16 protein-coding genes are annotated in these 19841 nt (G+C 37.2%); 11 read left to right on the top strand and 5 right to left on the bottom strand.

Features of this window, described 5'->3' with window-relative positions; genetic code table 11:
• The first annotated feature begins 150 nt into the window (after positions 1 to 150).
• The 6 genes from BBI00_RS11700 to BBI00_RS11675 all read left to right on the top strand — a co-directional run bounded on the left by BBI00_RS11700 (position 151) and on the right by BBI00_RS11675 (position 7539).
• Complete coding sequence (locus BBI00_RS11700) at positions 151 to 735, top strand: hypothetical protein (protein ID WP_065398934.1); 585 nt, start codon at positions 151 to 153, stop codon at positions 733 to 735.
• A gap of 346 nt (positions 736 to 1081) precedes the next feature.
• Positions 1082 to 3502, top strand: a complete 2421-nt coding sequence (locus tag BBI00_RS11695) for a TonB-dependent receptor plug domain-containing protein (protein WP_065398933.1) — start codon at positions 1082 to 1084, stop codon at positions 3500 to 3502.
• 195 nt (positions 3503 to 3697) lie between these two features.
• Positions 3698 to 4267, top strand: a complete 570-nt coding sequence (locus BBI00_RS11690; protein WP_065398932.1) for a cob(I)yrinic acid a,c-diamide adenosyltransferase — start codon at positions 3698 to 3700, stop codon at positions 4265 to 4267.
• Positions 4257 to 4886 carry a thiamine diphosphokinase gene (locus tag BBI00_RS11685; RefSeq protein ID WP_065398931.1) on the top strand — a complete coding sequence of 210 codons (630 nt, stop codon included), beginning with the start codon at positions 4257 to 4259 and terminating at the stop codon, positions 4884 to 4886. Before BBI00_RS11690 ends, BBI00_RS11685 begins: the two co-directional genes overlap by 11 nt.
• A gap of 260 nt (positions 4887 to 5146) precedes the next feature.
• The gene (locus BBI00_RS11680) at positions 5147 to 6022 is read left to right on the top strand and encodes a tyrosine-protein phosphatase (RefSeq protein ID WP_065398930.1); all 876 of its coding nucleotides are present in this window, start codon (positions 5147 to 5149) and stop codon (positions 6020 to 6022) included.
• A gap of 122 nt (positions 6023 to 6144) precedes the next feature.
• Positions 6145 to 7539, top strand: coding sequence for a type III PLP-dependent enzyme domain-containing protein (locus tag BBI00_RS11675; RefSeq protein WP_065398929.1), 1395 nt, complete (start codon positions 6145 to 6147; stop codon positions 7537 to 7539).
• Positions 7540 to 7655: 116 nt separating this feature from the next.
• Here BBI00_RS11675 and BBI00_RS11670 read toward each other — a convergent pair whose 3' ends face one another.
• Positions 7656 to 8315 carry an HAD family hydrolase gene (locus tag BBI00_RS11670; protein ID WP_065398928.1) on the bottom strand — a complete coding sequence of 220 codons (660 nt, stop codon included), beginning with the start codon at positions 8313 to 8315 and terminating at the stop codon, positions 7656 to 7658.
• A gap of 185 nt (positions 8316 to 8500) precedes the next feature.
• Between BBI00_RS11670 and speB the strand changes: the two genes are divergently transcribed.
• From speB to BBI00_RS11650, 4 genes are all read left to right on the top strand, one after another.
• Complete coding sequence (gene speB, locus BBI00_RS11665) at positions 8501 to 9361, top strand: agmatinase (RefSeq protein WP_065398927.1); 861 nt, start codon at positions 8501 to 8503, stop codon at positions 9359 to 9361.
• Between the two features lie 69 nt (positions 9362 to 9430).
• A complete protein-coding gene (locus BBI00_RS11660; RefSeq protein WP_065398926.1) occupies positions 9431 to 10273 on the top strand; it encodes a bifunctional helix-turn-helix domain-containing protein/methylated-DNA--[protein]-cysteine S-methyltransferase in 843 nt (280 codons plus the stop codon).
• Positions 10274 to 10400: 127 nt separating this feature from the next.
• A complete protein-coding gene (locus BBI00_RS11655) occupies positions 10401 to 11813 on the top strand; it encodes a toxin-antitoxin system YwqK family antitoxin (RefSeq protein WP_123902267.1) in 1413 nt (470 codons plus the stop codon).
• Positions 11814 to 11865: 52 nt separating this feature from the next.
• Entirely contained in the window at positions 11866 to 12477 is a 612-nt protein-coding gene (locus BBI00_RS11650; protein WP_065398924.1) for an alpha-ketoglutarate-dependent dioxygenase AlkB family protein, read from the top strand.
• A 161-nt stretch (positions 12478 to 12638) separates the two neighbouring features.
• On the opposite strand, the gene BBI00_RS11645 is transcribed toward BBI00_RS11650, so the two are convergent.
• The 4 genes from BBI00_RS11645 to BBI00_RS11630 all read right to left on the bottom strand — a co-directional run bounded on the left by BBI00_RS11645 (position 12639) and on the right by BBI00_RS11630 (position 18365).
• Positions 12639 to 14498: a CocE/NonD family hydrolase gene (locus BBI00_RS11645; RefSeq protein WP_065398923.1), complete on the bottom strand. Its 1860-nt coding sequence runs from the start codon at positions 14496 to 14498 to the stop codon at positions 12639 to 12641.
• Between the two features lie 141 nt (positions 14499 to 14639).
• Positions 14640 to 17357, bottom strand: a complete 2718-nt coding sequence (locus BBI00_RS11640) for a TonB-dependent receptor (protein WP_065398922.1) — start codon at positions 17355 to 17357, stop codon at positions 14640 to 14642.
• Positions 17358 to 17450: 93 nt separating this feature from the next.
• The gene (locus BBI00_RS11635) at positions 17451 to 17870 is read right to left on the bottom strand and encodes an SH3 domain-containing protein (protein WP_050019998.1); all 420 of its coding nucleotides are present in this window, start codon (positions 17868 to 17870) and stop codon (positions 17451 to 17453) included.
• Between the two features lie 6 nt (positions 17871 to 17876).
• Positions 17877 to 18365: a BON domain-containing protein gene (locus BBI00_RS11630; protein WP_065398921.1), complete on the bottom strand. Its 489-nt coding sequence runs from the start codon at positions 18363 to 18365 to the stop codon at positions 17877 to 17879.
• 222 nt (positions 18366 to 18587) lie between these two features.
• On the opposite strand from BBI00_RS11630, the gene BBI00_RS11625 reads away from it, so the two are divergent.
• On the top strand, positions 18588 to 19838 hold the full coding sequence (locus tag BBI00_RS11625) for a dicarboxylate/amino acid:cation symporter (RefSeq protein ID WP_065398920.1): 1251 nt from the start codon (positions 18588 to 18590) through the stop codon (positions 19836 to 19838).
• The last annotated feature ends 3 nt before the right edge of the window (positions 19839 to 19841 follow it).

Raw genomic sequence — 19841 nt, 5'->3', positions numbered from 1 at the left:
GTTGATACAAAGGTAAGCGGGGGTTATGACAACAGCTTGTCAGTAGTATTTTGAGTATTGAAAAAAATATTTTTCCTTTGCTAAAATATACCTGACTACTTTTCCGTTAAAAGAAGGTATATTAATAAAAAGAAATGATCAATTAGAATTATGAAGAAGTACATTTTGCCCGCTATTACCACTCTTTTATTAGTATCGTGTAATAAAATTGAAGAAAAAATAGACCAGACTGTTCAGAAAACAACCGAAACAGTACAGCAAAAAGCCCAGCAGGCGGTAGAGGAAACAGTAAAGAAAACGGTCAATGAATCTATCAATTCTTTAACCAATTCCCAGGATGTGAAGTTCAATGAGGTTTTTCCCAATACAGGAAACCCCATAGTATCCGAAGAAAAGGGAAAGAAAATCAAAATTCCCGGAAGACCTGAAGGGTACGTATTCAAATACAAGGCTGATATTGCCGTATTGCTTCCTTTTCTGGAGGGACAGCCTACTTCAGATGAGAATAAATCTGATAAGAAAGCCCGTAAAATTGATGGGCAAAGTATTGTGGATAAACTAAGTTTTTTATCAAAATTCCTTCCTGACAATACCTTTGATACCAGTCTTCTGGAAGATATTAAGAATGATAAGAATATTGAATATTATAAACTGAAGAGATTTCCTAATAGCAGTACAATCATCTACAACCCAAAAAATCAGACCATCATACAGTACGTAGAGGTAAATAAATAATTTGGATATGGCCGGTTTTTACCGGCCATTTTTCTTTCCCAGGCATTTCCAGGCATTGCGGGCTACAGGCGAAGCAATCTTAACCCCGTTGAAAACTACTTATCAGAACGAATAAAATCATGTTTATTTCAGATGTTCACTAATTGATTTTTTTATACAAATGTGATGTTATTGATTTATTTTTTTTCATTTTATTAATAAATTAATTTACATTTTGTGTATCAATTATTATTTTAGTGAAATGGCGTAATTTTCGTAAATATGAAATTGAATTGATATTATATTTTTTATTTTTATATTTAATATTAATCTTTTTGCTAGATTTATTGAATAATTAATAAATGGTATGAAGAATAGTTTATTTAATGGAAAAATCTATGCATTAGTATTAAGCGGAGCTGGTGCAATGGGATATGCTCAGGACAGCATAAAACAGAATAAAATAGATGAAGTGGTGGTAACCACGGGTAGAACCAAACCCAGAACCATCATTACCTCAGCAATTCCTATTGATAATATTTCCGCCGTACAATTAAAATCCACAGGACAGGTTACTTTTGATAAAGCTTTAACCTATGCCGTTCCCTCTTTCAATTCATCACAGCAAACCGTTTCTGATGCAACGGCTCATTTTGATCCTGCTGATTTACGAGGATTAGGACCTTCCAGAACATTGGTTTTGGTGAACGGTAAAAGGAAAAATCAAAGTGCTTTAATTTATGTAAATGATACCCCTGGAAAAGGTGAAGTAGGTACGGATTTGAAAAGTATTCCTTCAGCAGCCTTACAAAACGTTGAGGTATTGAGGGATGGAGCATCTGCACAATATGGTTCTGATGCTATTGCAGGAGTTATTAATATTATTCTTAAGAACAGTGTTGGAAAAAGTACAGTTAACCTTTTTTCAGGTATTACTTCAAAAGGAGACGGCTTTAATATCGGAGCAGATTTTAATACCGGAATCAGAATAGCAAAAACCGGAAGTCTGAATCTTACATTAGGGTTTTCATCCCAAAATAAAACGAACCGTGCCGGATCCATTACAAAAGATGAACTTTTTGGTGTGGATAACGCCTGGACGCAGGCTAATCCGGGTTTAGGAATGATCATAGGGCAGCCGGAAACAAAAGTGGGCAATATGTTTGTCAATTTTGAGCTGCCAACAGGAGAAACAGGCAAATTTTATGCTTTTGGGGGTACAACTTACAGAAATGGGACTAGTTTTGCTTTGTATAGAACACCTTATTGGGTAACTTCAGATTTTGGCTTATTAACTCCAAAAGGACAACCTTACAACGGATTTCAACCGGAATTTAAAACAGATGTTTATGATTATAATTTAACTTCAGGGTGGAAAGGGATGTTTGGAAAATGGAGTTTTGATGGGAGTGCAACCTTTGGTTCTAATGCAGTAGATTATGCTGTAGCAAATACCATTAATACATCTTTAGGTACAAATTCCCCAACCCGTTTTAAAGCAGGTGGCCACCAGTTCAGTAATATTATAGGAAACATAGATATCAGCCGGGATTTTGGTGCACTTGTTTTAGGAGCCGGAGCTGAAGTGCGCAATGAAAATTATCAGGCAAGAGCAGGAGAGGAAGCGTCTTATATAGGAAGTGGTGCAGAATCATTTCCGGGACTGCAGCCTCAAAATGAAGTCAATAAAAATCGTCAGAATATCGGAGCTTATATGAATGCGGAATGGGATGTTACGAAAAACTTGTTACTTGGAGGAACTGTGAGGTATGAAAATTTCAGTGATTTTGGGAATAATGTTTCCTGGAAAGGAAATGCAAGGTATAAGCTGTTAGATGATAAATTGGTTTTCCGTGGATCTGTTTCTACAGGATTCCGTGCACCTTCATTACATCAGATTTATTATTCCAATGTACAAACCAAAATTACAGGAAACACGGTAGCCAATCAGGGTACTTTTAACAATGACTCTCAAATTATAAGATCTGATCTCGGGGTACCCAGATTAAATGCTGAAAAAGCCTTTAACATTACGGGAGGATTTGCCATAAAACCTTTTAAAAACCTGACTATAACAGCAGATTATTATAGAATAAAAATTAAAGACCGGGTACTTTTCTCAGGAGATATTGGGTACAAAACCGGTGCTCCGGGGAATCCGGATCTAACAAATCCAGTGGAAGTCATACTAAACAATAATAAAATAACCTCCCTGAAGTTTTTCACTAATGCTGTAAATACAGTTACGGAAGGAGTAGATTTTGTAGCTAATTATTATACTTCTGCTATTGGCAAAGGAAAACTGGGAATTATTGCTGCTTTTAATTATAACGAAACTAAAATAGTAGATAATATTGCCGTTCCACCTATTTTGGCTCAAAATGGCTACTCAGAAAACTTTTTTGACAGAAAAGAACAATCCAGAATTATCTCTGCAAGACCAAAAACAAAGACTATTCTTAGTCTTTCGTATGACATGTCAAAGTTTAACTTTAACCTTAATAATACTTATTTTGGTTCTGTTACATGGCAGCACGCCACTGATCCTGCCAAAGATCAGACATTTTCTGGCAAGGTAGTTACAGACATCGTTTTAACTTATAAAATCACGAATGATCTTAAAGTTTCCGGAGTTGTAAATAATTTATTTAATATTTATCCGGATGTAATAGACAGCAAAGGAGATGTGGTAACAGATCTTGGAGGAAGGTTCAAATATCCTTGGGAGGTTAATCAGTTTGGATTTAACGGAACAGTTTTTCAGTTAAATGTTAATTATACTTTTTAATTCATATCTAAAGGAATTGGGATTCGCTTTGTCATCCTTAACAAAGAACAGGCAAATCTCAAAAATTATAAAATCCCGTTATGCAAATATTAACTGACATTAGTTTCTAATGTCAGTTAATTATTTTCTGATAGAATAAGAAGCTATTACTACATTTTACTTTTTACATTGTTCAAAAAAAGGTATTTTAGTACTATGAAAATTTACACGAAAACAGGAGATAAAGGCCAGACGGCACTTTATGGCGGAACAAGAGTTTCCAAAGCCAGTGCCAGAGTAGAGAGCTATGGAAATATAGACGAACTGAATTCCTTCATAGGAATTGCAAAAAGCCATATTGAAGATGAAGAGGTGCTGAAGCAACTGAAAAAAATACAGTTCGATCTATTCACCGTAGGTTCAGAAGCTGCAACGCCGGTAGATAAACTGATGCTGGCCAACGGAAAATCACGTTTGCCCATCATTATTTCAGAAACAGAAATTGAAGAACTGGAGCAGTGGATGGATGCTTTTGATGAAAAACTGGAACCCCTTCAGTATTTTATTCTTCCCGGCGGTGGAAAATCTGCTACATTTTTGCACGCTGCCAGAACCATCTGCAGAAGAGCCGAGCGTTCGCTGGTGTTTTTGAATGAATCTGAAGAAGTACGTCCTGAGCTGATCAAATATCTGAACAGATTGTCAGATTATCTTTTCGTGCTGGCAAGATATGTTTCAAAACTAAATAACGAACAGGAAGATTACTGGAACCCGAATGAAAGATAAAGTATTACTTTTCATCAACGGAGACGCTCCAAAATCATTTCCGGATCTGGAAAAATACGGATTAATTGCCTGTACCGATGGTGCTTTTCATTATGTAAAAAGAATGAATTTCCCATTAGAGAAGCTGGATTTTATTTCCGGTGATTTTGATTCACATTCCGGTGCTGATGAAAATATTTATCATGAGAAATTTATCCATACACCGGATCAGGATCAGACAGATTTTTACAAAGCGTTAGATATTATTGCCGGAAAAGGATATAAGGAAGTAGATGTTTTTGGCGGAAGTGGGGGAGAACAGGATCATTTTTTAGGAAATCTTACGGTAGCTTATGCTTTTAAAGATAGAATGGATCTGAAATTTTATGATGAATTTTCTGAATATTATTTTGTTCCGAAAAATTTTAAACTCAAAGAAGTGAGGGATAAGATGGTGTCACTGTATCCGTTTCCTTCCGTAGAAAATATTACGACAAAAGGATTGAACTGGCCTTTAACGAATGGAAGTTTAAGCATTACCTCAAGAATCGGAACCCGGAACTTTGCCGTTGAAGATGAAGTTTCCATAGACTATGAAAAGGGAGATCTGCTGATTTTTATCGGGAAAAATTATTTGTAATTTAAATACTGATTATAAATTCATTTTTTGTGGAAATCATTCGGCATCTCTATCGATAGAAACGGGCTTTAGCCCGTTTAATAAAAAGAAAATAAATCCATTGGCTTTAGCCAAAAAACGTAATATAAAAACCTTCAGCAGACACTTTAGAAGAATATCAGAGATTCAAAAGCGTAAGTGTACTTTTTAAACGGTTTATCATAAACTAAAAGAATTTAAGGATTTAAAACTTTGTGCCTTTTGGTGTTAAATAAAAACTATTGAATAAGACAGTAAAAATATTATCGGTCACCCTTTCACTGTTCTGTATTTTTTCATGCAGGACTCAGCATTTTGAAACCCCGGAATATGGCAGAGGTGAAACTGAAAAAGTAACCGGTATCAGAAAAGTAGCCAATTTCCGGACAGTAGGAAATATCAAAAATACAGAAGGAAGAACTTTAAAAGAAGGCAAGTTGTACAGAAGTGCTCATCTTCATCAGCTGAAAAAGAAATCCTTTAATGATTTTGAGAAGCTGGGAATAAAGGAAATCATCGATCTCAGAAACTCAAAAGAAATAGCCGAGAAACCGGATCAGCTTCCGGATGGAGTCATCTATAAAAAATATTCAGCTTTTGAAGATGAAGGAGATCAGCTGGCCCAGGCAAAAAAACTGGTTCTCAAGGGAAAAGTAAATGCTTCGGATGCAGACAAAAGAATGGTGGACTTCTACCGTGAATATGTTACCGAAAATCCTGAAGTGATCAGGAAAATTATCACAGGAATTCTGGAGTCTGATCAGCCCGTGCTTTATCACTGCACAGCAGGTAAGGACCGGACAGGAATTACTACCGCTCTGATTCTGACCATCCTGAAATTTGACCGGGAAACCATCTACAACGAATATCTTCTATCCAATAATTATAGAAAAGAACTTGTTCAGAAAAGGCTGAGGCTGGCGAACAATCTGCATTTCCTGTATCCGAAAATGGATTTACAGGTGCTGGAAAAGCTGAGCTGGGTAGAAAAAAGATACCTTGATGCCGCTTTTGAGGAGATCCGTAAAAAGTATGGTTCCACAGATGCTTATATTCAGCAGGCATTGGGAATTTCAGACGCAAAAAGAAGCGAGTACATTCAGAAGTTTACCTATTGATTATCAGAGATCAATTGTCACAGAATATAATATTGGGTCTTTATTTAAAATTATAATAATTTTAACACCTAAAAATCAAACTTTTTTAGCAATTTTGCATTTCTTAATTCACTTGTTTAGAAATGAAAATAAAGTACTCGGAACTTATTGATCAGACATTATATTTTCCTACAGAGGAGTTTAATGTTTCTGAGAACAATTTGTTGTTTCACGATGTTCCTTTAATGGATGTTGTTGAACAATTTGGCACCCCGCTAAAGATTAGCTACCTGCCGAGAATTTCTCAAAATATTCAGAAAGCGAAAAGCTGGTTTAAAGAAGCTTTTGAGAAAACCGAATATAAAAAGAATTATACCTACTGCTACTGCACAAAATCCAGTCATTTCAATTTCGTGTTGGAAGAAGCTTTGAAGAATGATATTTCAATAGAAACGTCTTCGGCTTATGATATGGATATTGTGAAATCTCTTTATGAAAAAGAGAAAGTAGATAAAAACATTGAAGTGATCTGTAACGGATTCAAAACGGATGATTATCTGGCAAAGATTTCAGACATGATCAACAGTGGTTTTGAAAATATTACGCCGATTCTGGATAACTACCGCGAGTTGGATAAACTTACAGAAAGTATTGATTCTACATTCAATATCGGAATCAGAATCGCTTCAGAGGAAGAACCGAAGTTCGAATTCTATACCTCAAGACTGGGAATCGGATATAAAGATATTATCCCTTATTACAGCCAGAAAATTGCTGAACACCCGAATGCAAGACTGAAAATGCTTCACTTCTTCATCAATACGGGAATCAAGGATACTTCTTACTACTGGAACGAACTGTATAAATGTCTTCGTGTATACGCCCGTCTGAAGAAAATTGCTCCGGAAGTGGATTCACTGAACATTGGTGGCGGTTTCCCGATCAAAACTTCTCTGAACTTTGATTATGACTATCAGTATATGGTGGAAGAAATCGTTTCCCAGATCAAGAAGTTCTGTGAGGAAGAAGGAGTAGAAGAGCCTAACATCTATACTGAATTCGGAAGCTTTACCGTTGGAGAAAGTGGGGCCAATCTTTACAAAATCATTTCCCAGAAACGTCAGAATGACAGAGAAAAATGGAATATGATCGACTCTTCTTTCATGACAACTCTTCCTGATACATGGGCCATTTCAAGACACTTCATCATGCTTCCGCTTAACCGTTGGGAAGATACTTACGAAAGAGTATTCCTGGGTGGGTTGACTTGTGATTCGGATGATTATTATAATTCTGAGCAGCATACCAACGCCATCTATTTACCGGTTTTCAGTGATACGAAACCTTTGTATATCGGATTCTTCCATACAGGAGCCTATCAGGAAACCATCGGAGGTTACGGCGGAGTTCATCACTGTCTGATGCCTCAGCCAAGACACGTCCTTATTCAGAAGGATGAAAATGGAGAGCTGAAGTATGAGATTTTCCGTGAGAAACAGGAACCGGAAGATATATTGAAACTTCTTGGTTATAAATAATTTACCTATCAATAGAAACTATCAATAGGAACGGGCTTTACCCCGTTTAAAATAAATCCATTGGTTTAGCCAAAACTTATAATAAAAGCTCTCAGATTTTCTGAGAGCTTTTTTATTTAAAAATATTTTGAAATCTTATCCAGTTCGAGATCTTCATAATCGGAAATCACAGTATCCGCCAAAGTGTAATCCTGATTTTTCGAATGTGGGCTCCGGTAAGCGGCACAAAAGATTTTTGCCCTGTGAGCTGCGAGAATTCCATTGGTGGAATCTTCAATCACCATACAGTTTTCTCCGGGTTCACCCGCCATTTCAGCTGCCAGTAAGAACACTTCAGGATGAGGTTTGGATTCCTTTAAATCTGCTCCGCTGATCTTGCCGCTGAAATATTTCTCAAGCCCGAATTTCTCAAAAACCATATTGATTGTGGTCATCGTAGCTGAAGAAGCCAGTATAAGCTTGATGCCGTTTTCATGATAATGCTCAATCAGCTTTCTTACTCCGGGAATCAGATCAAATTCATCATCATTATAAAAATAATCTTTGAAATGAGATCTTTTGATGCCGGCGATGGCCTCATGGGTATGATTCAGACCAAACTGACTGATCAGCGTTTCACAAACCCTTTTGGTAGAAGCTCCTGTAAAAGAGGTATACAGATCTTCGGAAACTGCAATTTCCAATTCATCGAACGTTTTGAAATAAGCTTTTCTATGCAAGGGTTCCGTGTCTACAATTACCCCATCCATATCGAAAAGAACAGCTTTTAAAGACATATTTAAAGTTTTTACAAAAATAACTTTTAAAATTTAAACGGTAAAAGATTTACAATTTTAAACATCAGAATGAAGGTTAAAAATTCATAACAAATAATCTATCATCTATAACTCAGGGACTATTTTGTATCTTTGCGGAATCATTTAACTTTTTAATCATTTAATTTTTTAATTAATAATTATATATGAAAACATACGCAGGAATTCCCGAGGAAAATGCAACGTTAGAGAATTCGAAAGTAATGTTGGTAACAGTTCCTTATGACGGAACTTCAACATGGGGTAAAGGAGCTGATAAAGGTCCTGAATTATTCCTAGACGCTTCTGAAAACATGGAGCTTTATGATATCGAAACACAGACTGAGCCTTATCTTCAGGGAGTATATTTAGCCGGAGAAGTTTCTGAAAATTCTACTCCTGAAGCAATGACGGAAGCTGTTTATCAGAAAACGAAAGAGCTTTTGAAGAATGAAGGAAAAATATTTACTTTATTTGGAGGGGAGCACTCTGTTTCTATCGGTTCTATCCGTGCTGTAGGGGAGAAATTTGAAAACCTTACCGTTCTTCAGTTAGATGCCCACACAGATTTACGTCCTGAGTTCCACGGGTCCACTTCTAACCATGCCTGTGCGGTGTTTGAAGCCAACCAGAAACACAATCTGGTGCAGGTGGGAATCCGTTCTATGGATGCTGAAGAAGCTCAGTATCTGCCGGAAGGAAGAGTATTCTTTGCTCACGAAATTGCTCACAATGAGAACTGGGTGAATGATGTTCTTGAGAAAGTTTCAGGAAACGTATATATTACGATAGACCTTGATGCTTTTGATCCTTCTATTGCCCCTTCTACAGGAACTCCTGAACCAGGCGGATTACAGTGGTATCCTACATTGGAATTATTAAGAAAAGTATTCGAAAAATGTAACGTAGTGGCATTCGATATTGTAGAATTAATGGATTCTCCAATGGCTAAGCCTACCGCTTTCCTTGCAGCTAAGTTATATTATAAAATGCTTGCGTATAACGATATTTACAACAACAATAACTAATATTCCGCAAGAATCGGATTTTTTCTGCCGTATATTCTTTGGAAATTTGTGAGGTAAAAACAATACAAAATGTCCACACAAAATCAAATAGATTATAACAGAATTGCCAAAGCGATAGAATATATCCAGAGCAATTTCAGGCTTCAGCCAAGTTTGGAGGAAGTGGCGGAAAATATTCACCTAAGTCCGGCTCATTTTCAGAAGATCTTTACGGATTGGGCAGGAACAAGTCCGAAGAAATTTTTACAGTTCATCAGTCTTGAACATGCTAAGAATTTATTGAAGGAAGAAAAAGCAAGTTTATTCGATACCGCATATGAGACGGGACTTTCCAGTACAAGCAGACTTCATGATCTGTTTGTAAAAATAGAAGGAATGTCTCCGGCCGAATATAAAAACGGTGGAAAAAGCCTTGCCATTAATTATAGTTTTTCAGAAAGTCCGTTTGGAAATATCCTGGTAGCTTCTACAGAAAAAGGAATCTGCTATATGGCTTTTGAAAACGATAAAAATACAGCATTAGGGGATCTTAAGCATAAGTTCCCTAATGCTTCTTTTTTTGAAAAACAGGATGCTCTTCAAAAGAATGCACTGTCCATATTCGATAAAGACTGGACAAAGCTCAATACCATCAAACTTCATTTAAAAGGAACTGATTTCCAGTTAAAGGTTTGGGAAAGCCTATTAACGATTCCCATGGGGAAATTATCTACTTATGGCAGCCTTGCAGAAAAAATCGGAAATCCGAAAGCATCCAGAGCAGTTGGTACAGCCATAGGAAGTAATCCGGTTGCATTTCTCATTCCCTGTCACCGTGTGATTCAGTCTACGGGACACCTTGGCGGCTATCGCTGGGGAAGTGACAGAAAACAGATGATTGTAGGCTGGGAAGGTTCACAGATCTATTCATAAAGCTTATTGTATAGACATATTCATCTTATCTGTTTTTATTTATTGATAAAACGTTTAGGAAATTTATGTTTTATCTTATCTTTGATTAAGGGTATTGTATCTGATGAAATACCTTTTTAATACACCCATGAATTTTAAAACTACAGATGGCAAGGGATTAATTGCTCTTGAATATAATTTCAATAAACATAGTGAATGCCTGACAATAGGAAAGGAGCCGGCTCTTTTTTTATGGGATGACTGTGATGATCCGGGCGATGAAAATATGGTGCTTTTTTCCATAAAGGAGGACAATCATAACCGTATTAATAAGGCCCTTGAAGGCATTGATTTTACTATAGATTATACAGGTAAAGAAGAAGATCTGTTTCAGGCTTTACAGCCTCTGTTGGGAATAATGCAGAACGGAAACTATACATTAAGTTTTTCTGAAGATAAAACATGGTCTGTTTATAGCAATGCCGCTGTATTTGGAGAAGAAAGGCTGGATCAGAAAGAAGTGGAGGAAGAGATCAGGAAGTATGATGAGAAATTATCACAAAACCTCATCTATAGCTATGAACCTTATACCGTTTACGCAGATACCTGTCATTTCAATGTATATGAATATCCTTTTATAGCCTGGAAATCTGAAAAAGAAATTGACCCGGATCTTGTAAAACATTATACAGATCTTATCTTGTCAGGAGTCAGACCTTTTGCTGTTATTCTGAAAGGAAAATATGGAGAGAACGATTATTTCCATGACTATATTCTCGATGGACACCATAAACTTATTGCTTACAGAAACTTGAAAATAGAACCTCTGTTTGCCATTATTGAGTTTTTTCCGGAAGACAAATCAGAAATAAAAATGGATATGGACCGTATCTGCCAAATATTGTATCCCTGGCAGTTCAGCCATTACTACAATACCTGGAGTGCATACCGTAAACGGAAGTATTTACAAAACAACCCTGACAGTCTGCTCAAAAAGCATTTCAAAAACGGTTGTATTACCTTTCTTTATCCTGATGACAAAAAAAGGGCTGAAGTATTTTACATCAATGATGTGGAGGATGGTGAATATAAATACTGGTATAATAACGGTGATTTGCGTATTGTAGGGAATTATGCACTGGGGAAAAGGATCAATAAGTGGATATATTACTTTTCAACAAGTGAAATAAGTGAAAATGCTTCGGCCTCTACAGTAAAAGAAGGATGGATGGAATACGAGTATATTTATAAAGATGAATTTCCGTTGGTCCGTAAAAGATGGAATACCTCAGGAGAGATTGAATACATAGAATATACTTTTAAAAATCAGTTGATTAAATTTCCTTTGACTGAGGAAATGATTTTGAAATATTCTGCTGAAAGGTATGAAAACACAATAAAGGAAAAGAAAACAGAAGCTGAAAAAAAAAAATCTGAAAAGAAAAAGCTAGAGGCCAGGCTTGCTGAAATAAAGAGAGATGAAAGAATATATAAGCTACTGAAACTGCTGTTGCTTGCTGTAGTAATTGTACTTGTCATAATATATTTCAGTACGCTGTAAATTATTGCTATACAATTATATATGAATTAATTTAACAAAAAAATCGCTGATTATGCTAAGCCTGTTTGAAGATATATCCGATCATCCCTTAAACATTCTTCCACATGACGGAACCGTTCATTACTACGGAAAAGTTTTCTCAAAAGAGAAATCCGGTTTTTATTATGATTATTTACTCAATCAGATTCCATGGGAACATGATGAAGCAATGATTTTTGGAAAACTGATCCTGACCAAAAGAAAAGTGGCCTGGTTTGGAGAAAAACCCTTTGAGTATACCTATTCAAAGAGAACAAAGCTGGCAAAATTCTGGACTCCCGAATTATTGGAGCTGAAGAAAAAATGTGAAGAAGTTTCCGGTGAAACCTATAACTCATGCCTTCTTAATTTATACCATGATGGAAGCGAAGGAATGGCTTATCACAGCGATGGGGAAACCGACCTGAAAAAACATGGTGCTATAGCCTCTCTGACCTTCGGAGCGGAGAGAAAATTCCTGCTTAAGCATAAAAAGACAAAAGAAAAAGTAGAAATATTCCTTGAAAACGGCAGCCTGCTGATCATGAAAGGAACCACCCAGGACAACTGGCTTCACAGATTACCCCCTACAACAAAAGTGAAAACGCCAAGAGTAAACCTTACCTTCAGAACGATTGAAGAATAAAAAACAGCTGTAGATTAAAGTGGCTAAACTGTGCTTTTATCAATAAAAGTGGGCTTTAGCTCATTTCAAAATATAAATTAAATTCCTGCGGCTTTAACCAAAACCTATAAGCCGTGAGAATCAAAAAATAAAAAAGCTGTTCAGACGAACAGCTTTTTAGTTTATTTCAGGATTTCAGCTTCAATGGAACTGTCACCATATATTTTGATAAATGCTTTTGTATAATCTTCCTTAGATGCAAAATTCGGATTATCCATAAATTTCTGGGGATTCACGGCAAAAAGCGGGAACCAGGTACTGCTGATCTGGATCTGGATCTTATGCCCTTTCTTGAAAGTATGAACCACATCCTGCAGTCTGAAGTTGACCGCTGTTTTCTGACCGGGAACTAACGCTTCACCTTTCTCTCTTGTATTTCTGAATCTTGCAGGCATAATCTCGCTTCTTACCATCTGATGATAATTTCCGTATACCACACCGTCTTTCTTTTCTGCAGGTTTAAAATCTTCAGGATATACGTCGATCAGTTTTACCGCAAAATCAGCATCGGTAGAAGAAGAGGCAATGTTCAGTTTAGCCATGATCTCTCCGGCGAAAGTAATATCCTCCGTTAAAACATCTGTGGTGAATGTCAGAACATCAGGTCTTCCTTCCGCAAATCTCTGGTCTTCGGACATATAATTTTTAGGAGTGAAGCCATTGAAATCCTTTAAATGATCAGAGCTTACAACCGGGTTGTCAGGATCACTGTAGTATTCGGAATATCCTTGTCCGGAAGTCTTTTTCAGTGTTTTATCTGACAGGTAGAAATTTACTTTCTGCGCATTTTTTGGTGGGTAGGAAGCGAATTCTTTCCATACTTTGGCGCCTGTGTCATACATCAGTGCTTCAGGAAGTCCGGCGTCTTCTTTGGTATTTCCTTTCAGATAATGATTGAAGAATTTCGTCTCAACATTTTTCTGGTAATAGGTAGCAATGCTGTCACCGAAATAGGTTTCACTATGGAAATGCTTCCCCTGCTCCTGAGACCATCCGCCATGAGAGAAAGGGCCCATTACAATGGTATTCTTTGCTTTAGGGCTTGTCTTTTCAATTGTTTTATAAATATTCAGAGGTCCGGAAAGGTCTTCCGCATCAAACCATCCGCCAACGGTCATTACAGCGTGGTTGATATTCTTAAGATGAGGAAGAAGTCCTCTTTTCTGCCAGAACACATCATAGTTGGTATGATTCATAATTTCCGTCATGAAGAAATTATTTTTATAATATTTTTCATAGCCATCTTTCAGGGTCCCCATCTCCCTGTAGAATTTTAAGCCGTCTTCAGAAGTTGGTTTGATGAAGGAATCCATATACCATGCTTTATCTTCCGGTTTAGTTTTCTGAACTCCAAAAACCGGGAAAGTCCTGAAGTATCCCAGCATAAATCTTCCGTTGTGAAGGAAATCATCATTCCAGAAATCAGAGATCGGAGCCTGTGGGGAAGAGGCAACCAGGGCCGGATGCTGTGCCAGTGTTCCTACAGCAGTATAAAATCCGGGATAAGAAGTTCCGAATTGCCCTATTTTACCATTATTGTCTTTTACGTTTTTCAATAGCCATTCAATCGTATCGTAGGTATCTGTGCTTTCATCAACATCTTTTTTGGTTTTGCGTTCCACCTGCGGAGTCATATTGGTAAATGTACCCTCACTCATATATCTTCCACGTACATCCTGATAGACGAAGATGTATTTGTCCTGCATCAGGTAAGAGTTGGGGCCAACCTTTGTTTTGTATTCATTTTCTCCATAGGGAGCAATGCTGTAGCAGGTTCTCTGCATCAGGAAAGGATATTTGTTCTTTTTCGAAATATCTTTCGGGATATAAACGGCAGTGAAAAGCTTCACTCCGTCACGCATCGGAATATAAAATTCTTTCTTGGTGAAATTGTCTTTAACGAAATTATCTTTCTGTTCCGCTTTTTGTGCTTTCCCAAGAATGAAACAAAGAATCAATAAAACTGAAATATGGATTTTCATAAAAAAAATTTGCAGCTAATTTAAACATAAAAATGCTGCTGAAGCATTTTATCAGAGAAATCTTATTTTAAAAACAGAATCAGCTGCGTTTTTCAGAATTGAATGTAAAAGCCGTAAAAAGAGTGCTGCCCAAATAAAAGACTATTTCTTCTTCATCTTTTTGCCATTGAATTTATTGAGTTTTAAACTGAGCGAAAACATAATATACCGTTTCAGGATCAGCTCTTCACGATCCTCAAAATAAGTATTGGTGATATTTCTGCTTACACTCTGATTCTGATTCAGCACATCATAGATCTTCACTTTTGCTGTAAGCTGCTTTTTGTAGAAGGAGTAGCCCAGACTGGTATTCCAGAAATAAAAATCTTTTTTGAATCCCGGGGCAATATTCGAATTGGTATTGTATTCGAAATCATTTCCGAAAACAAGGCTGCTGTGGAACAGATAATTGGTAAGCTCCAGCTTTAAAGACTGATTGGCGGTATTGATGTTGCTGATATCCGAATTGGAATATTTGGAGAAATTATATCCGAGCCTGTAGGAAGGCTTTATCGTAAATTTATCCTTGATTTCGAAACTTAAATTTACTGAAGGCGTTAAACTGTAAGTCCTGCTTTTGATCAGCTGCGCGTTTACGGAACTGTTGTTAAAATTATACACCATCCCGAACCTCGGACTGACGGAAAGTTTTTTATCCTCCCATTTGAAAGTTTTATTAAAAAAAGCATTAACGTTAAAAGTTTTGTTTCCGCTTATGTTATCATACGTGACGATCTGTTTTCCGGCATCATCATACCTGGTGTAATTGATGACATCATTATTCCTGTAGATAAAACCTACATTAATGTAATAATTGAAGTTCGATACAATATTATAGTTGTTGAAAGAAATAGTACTGCTGTTCATCCAGGAGTTTTTAAGATCAGGATTTCCGGTATAGGTAACCAGGGGATCCGATTCGTCTTTATATGGAATTAACCTTTCTGCTCCGGGAATACCAAAGCTTGAAGAATTGGCAAACATAAGCCTCTTACGTTCAGAAAAAGCGTATTGAAAATTCACCGAATAACTTGGAAGCACAAAGCTTTTCTGAAGCTCATACTGCTGACCTTTGAAGACAGAGTTGACCTTCATATCCGAAATCTCAAGATTGGCAGTACTCCAGACATTGAATTTCTTTTTAAAAATAGAGAAAGAAATTTCAGGAGTGATCTGACTGATATTTTGCTGCATGCTGTTTGAGAGCGCAATATTATAATTGGAATAATGTCCGGTAGCAGAATCATAATCGCTGATATCTCTGAAATCCCTGGACAGTTTTGAACTGTAGCTGATATCAAAACTTACCATCGCAGAATCGGAGACAGGCTCAGTATACCCTGCCCGGAAAGTATAATTATTGATCTGGTTCTGGTTCTTCTGCAGCTGATCCCGGTTATCTGTAATGATCCCGGATTTCCGGTAGAAGGTGTTCTGCGACTGGTTGACTGTATGGGTTTTGGATTCAGAAATGGTACTGTTGACCGTAGCAGAGATGGCACGCCCTTTCTTTTTCAGGTTCCTGGAAAAATAGATATTGGGACTGAAAGCATTGTTTTCTCCATTCATGCTGTTCAGAGATGTACTTTCATTCAGAAGCTTACCATCCTTTGAAGTGGAAGATACTGATCTGCCGGAACTGACACTTTCAGACCTTGAAAAAGAAGGCGAAAGGTAAATATTGGTCTTTGAATCCGGTTTAATGACCGTTGAATTATTAAAATTATAATCCTTCGAGTCATTTTCACCGCTATTTTCAGAATCGGTCTTCAGGGTAGAGTCACCCGGAAGAAGCGTACTTCTGGAAGCTTTGGAACGGGTTTCCCTGTTAGATTCCGAATATCTTAAGCTGAGGTTATCCAGACTTGCATCCGATGAAAATTTATCATTATAATTGATCCCAACAGTTGAAAATCTTTGAATGCCGCTTCCACTGCTTTGTGAACCGCCCCCTCTGCTGCCCATAGTATCAAAAACCTCATCGGCAGAAACACTTCTGGAGTTGATATTATTGGAAGAGGCTATCAGGCTGAGATTGGTATCTCCATTAAAATAGTTGGCCTGTATATTTCCCTCATATCTTTTATCAGAGCCGTATCCAGCCATTGCCTTTCCAAAAAAGCCTTTATTTTTCTTTTCGTCAATATTGAAATTGATGGTGGTATTCTGTGATCTTGCAGGTTTTTTGCTAAGCTCTTCCTCTTTTGTTTTGGTAGTCGTAAACTGAATATTTTTAATAATATCTGCCGGAAGATTCTGAAGGGCGATTTTACCGTCTTTATCAAAAAAAGCTTTGCCATTCACTGTAATCTGGTCTACTGTCTTACCATCCACCGTAATTTTATCATCATTGCTGATGTCTACTCCGGGGATCTGTTTCAGAAGCTCCTTGATATTGCTGTCAGGACGCACTTTGAGAGAAGAGGCATTGAATTCTACAGTATCATTTTTTATTTTTACCGGCGCAACGGAAATTTTTACCTCATCAATACTGATTACTTTTTTGGGCTCAGGTTCAATATCTCCCAGTGATAAAGGTTTGTCAATTTTTTCAAAAATTCTGGAATAAGACAATCTTTCATTATCGATTTTCAGAATAGATGGAGCATCCTGTTCATCTATTTTCAACGAGAATTTCCCTTCCTTGTTGGTTGCCGTATAATTGACAATAGATGAATCTTTTGCCTTCAGCAGATATACGGTAATATTTTCTACAGGTTTTTTCTCTGAATCGGATACTTTTCCGTTGATATACAGTTTTTGAGCATGTACAATAAAAATATTGCCTATCAGCACCCATAGCAGTAAGATTTTCTTCATTGAGTTTTTCAAAGGTGTAAAAATAAAAAAACATCCCTTTTTAGGGATGTTTCTATGATAAATTTGTGAAAATTTATTATTTATTTATAAAAATTATGCTCTTAAATATCTTGAATAAGCATAACCTTCCTGGCCGTCAGCAGTTTTTACTTTCCACCAGTCATCAGAAGTCTGCTCAATTAAAGTTACGGAAGAACCTTTGGCAGCTTTACCTACAACAGCAGCTTCAGTAGAAGGCTCCTGTCTGATATTCAGGTTAGACTCATCGGTTGCTACAGTTAAAGAGGCTCCCGAAGCAAGACCTGCCACCTGTACATCAATGTTAATATCTGAAGCAGAATAAGTAGAATCAATAGCTCCTAAAGCATTCCATACAGCATCTTTCGCCGCAGTATTGGAAGCATTTCCGGATACATAAAGAATCCCGTCCTGCTCCTGAACCTGAAGGTTTGAAATTCCTGCAGACTGTGCTGCTGAAACTACGCTTGAATATTTATCTTGTAATTCGCTCATTTTAAATTATTTTACAATTAGGTTGTTGTTATACTTTCCGATTTTCAAAGCATCCACAGATTCTTTGATCTTTCTCGCCTGCTGGCCGGAAACATTTCCTGTAAGAGTAAGCTGTCCGTTTACTACTTCCACTTTTACAGATGGGAAATCTTTTACAGCATCCTGAACTTTTTTCTGAACCGCAGGGTCTACAGCAGAAGTAGTTTCAACCGGTGCAGGCGCAGGTGCTGCTGCTATAGTAGACATATCCATTACGTCTTTTACTCCGTTGATTGCTTTTAACTGTGCAATCATCGCATCCTTAGACTGCTGGTCTGCGAAAGTTCCGCTTAAGTGTGCTACACCTTCTTTTACTTCAACAGAAGCATTGGGATTAGAAGTTACTACAGTTGTAGCCTGAGTCTGAAGATCGGCATCAGAAACTTTCTTTTTACAAGAAACTGCCCCGAAAGATACAGCTACAGCTAATGCAGCCATTGCGATAGTTTTTTTCATATTGTATATTTATTTTAATGTTGTTATACAATCAAATGTAATAATAAAATTTGTACCAAAAGAATAAAAAGTCAATAAATCTTTCTTAAATTTTTTACAATATTTTATAAACCAGGGTTTTAATTTTTAGAGATTAAAAACTTAATGTAAAGTTAATCCGTTTTGAAGAAAATCTTCTGCCAATTCAAAAACCATTATATTTGCGCAAATTGAACTATATATATGAAAGGACAGAATAAACTTTTTATAGCAATTATCATTGCGCTTATTCTAGGAGTGGGAATAGGAGGAATTGTACATGTGAAGTATCCGGAAAGTGCAGAACCTTTTTCCAAGAATATCAAGCTACTGGGAACCGTGTTTATCAGGCTGGTACAGATGATCATTGCGCCTTTGGTTTTTACTACACTGGTGGTGGGAATTGCTAAAATGAGTGATATCAAAATGATCGGAAGGGTAGGAACAAAGGCAATGCTTTGGTTTATTTCCGCTTCTCTGGTTTCCCTTTTCATAGGGTTGATGCTTGTGAACTGGCTTGAGCCGGGGCATGTAACCAAGCTGCCTATCCAGGATGTAGCTTCTGCGGAAGATCTTTTGAAAAGCAGCAAGAGCTTTTCTATGGAAGATTTCGTAAAGCATATGATTCCTAAAAGTTTATTTGAGGCCTTTGCGACCAATGAAGTACTGCAGATTGTGGTATTTGCCATTATGTTCGGAGTGGCTCTGGCTAACCTGGGAGAAGAATATTCCAAACCTGTAGTTAAGCTTTTTGATATTATTGCTCATGGTATCCTTAAAATGGTAGGTTATATCATGTGGTTTGCTCCATTTGGGGTATTGGGAGCGATTGCAGCTGTAGTGGCTACCAACGGTTTTGAAATATTTAAGGTATATGCTATCTATTTAAGGGATTTCTTCTTTGCACTGGGAGTGCTTTGGCTGGTCCTTTTACTGGTAGGATATTTTATCTTGGGGAACCGTCTTTTTGACCTTTTAAAAAGAATCAAAGAGCCGTTACTGATTGCGTTCTCTACAACCAGTTCAGAAGCCGTATTCCCGAAACTGGTGGAAGAGCTTGAGAAATTCGGATGCAACAGCAGAGTAGTCTCTTTCATCCTGCCGTTAGGATATTCTTTCAACCTTGACGGAAGTATGATGTATATGACTTTTGCTTCAATCTTTATTGCGCAGATCTATGGCATCGAAATGACGATCGGGCAGCAGATCACAATGCTTCTGGTACTGATGCTAACTTCCAAAGGTATCGCGGGAGTACCGAGAGCATCTCTGGTAATTATTGTTGCTACCTGTTCCATGTTCGGAATTCCGCCGGAAGGGATTGCCCTGATCTTACCGATAGACCACTTCTGTGATATGGGAAGAAGTATGACGAACGTATTAGGAAATACACTGGCAACTTCTGCAGTTTCTAAATGGGAAGGACAGTTGACAGAACCTATAGAAAAAATTTAAAAG

Origin of the sequence: Chryseobacterium arthrosphaerae (assembly GCF_001684965.1) — a bacterium.
GTDB lineage: Bacteria > Bacteroidota > Bacteroidia > Flavobacteriales > Weeksellaceae > Chryseobacterium > Chryseobacterium arthrosphaerae.
This window is presented reverse-complemented; position numbering and strand designations above follow the sequence as displayed.

Bases quoted from the DNA above. Each gene is read 5' to 3' on its own strand.
- BBI00_RS11700 (WP_065398934.1), top strand. From the start codon at position 151: ATGAAGAAGTACATTTTGCCCGCTATTACCACTCTTTTATTAGTATCG.
- BBI00_RS11695 (WP_065398933.1), top strand. From the start codon at position 1,082: ATGAAGAATAGTTTATTTAATGGAAAAATCTATGCATTAGTATTAAGC.
- BBI00_RS11690 (WP_065398932.1), top strand. From the start codon at position 3,698: ATGAAAATTTACACGAAAACAGGAGATAAAGGCCAGACGGCACTTTAT.
- BBI00_RS11685 (WP_065398931.1), top strand. From the start codon at position 4,257: ATGAAAGATAAAGTATTACTTTTCATCAACGGAGACGCTCCAAAATCA.
- BBI00_RS11675 (WP_065398929.1), top strand. From the start codon at position 6,145: ATGAAAATAAAGTACTCGGAACTTATTGATCAGACATTATATTTTCCT.
- BBI00_RS11670 (WP_065398928.1), bottom strand. From the start codon at position 8,315: ATGTCTTTAAAAGCTGTTCTTTTCGATATGGATGGGGTAATTGTAGAC.
- speB (WP_065398927.1), top strand. From the start codon at position 8,501: ATGAAAACATACGCAGGAATTCCCGAGGAAAATGCAACGTTAGAGAAT.
- BBI00_RS11660 (WP_065398926.1), top strand. From the start codon at position 9,431: ATGTCCACACAAAATCAAATAGATTATAACAGAATTGCCAAAGCGATA.
- BBI00_RS11655 (WP_123902267.1), top strand. From the start codon at position 10,401: ATGAATTTTAAAACTACAGATGGCAAGGGATTAATTGCTCTTGAATAT.
- BBI00_RS11650 (WP_065398924.1), top strand. From the start codon at position 11,866: ATGCTAAGCCTGTTTGAAGATATATCCGATCATCCCTTAAACATTCTT.
- BBI00_RS11645 (WP_065398923.1), bottom strand. From the start codon at position 14,498: ATGAAAATCCATATTTCAGTTTTATTGATTCTTTGTTTCATTCTTGGG.
- BBI00_RS11640 (WP_065398922.1), bottom strand. From the start codon at position 17,357: ATGAAGAAAATCTTACTGCTATGGGTGCTGATAGGCAATATTTTTATT.
- BBI00_RS11635 (WP_050019998.1), bottom strand. From the start codon at position 17,870: ATGAGCGAATTACAAGATAAATATTCAAGCGTAGTTTCAGCAGCACAG.
- BBI00_RS11630 (WP_065398921.1), bottom strand. From the start codon at position 18,365: ATGAAAAAAACTATCGCAATGGCTGCATTAGCTGTAGCTGTATCTTTC.
- BBI00_RS11625 (WP_065398920.1), top strand. From the start codon at position 18,588: ATGAAAGGACAGAATAAACTTTTTATAGCAATTATCATTGCGCTTATT.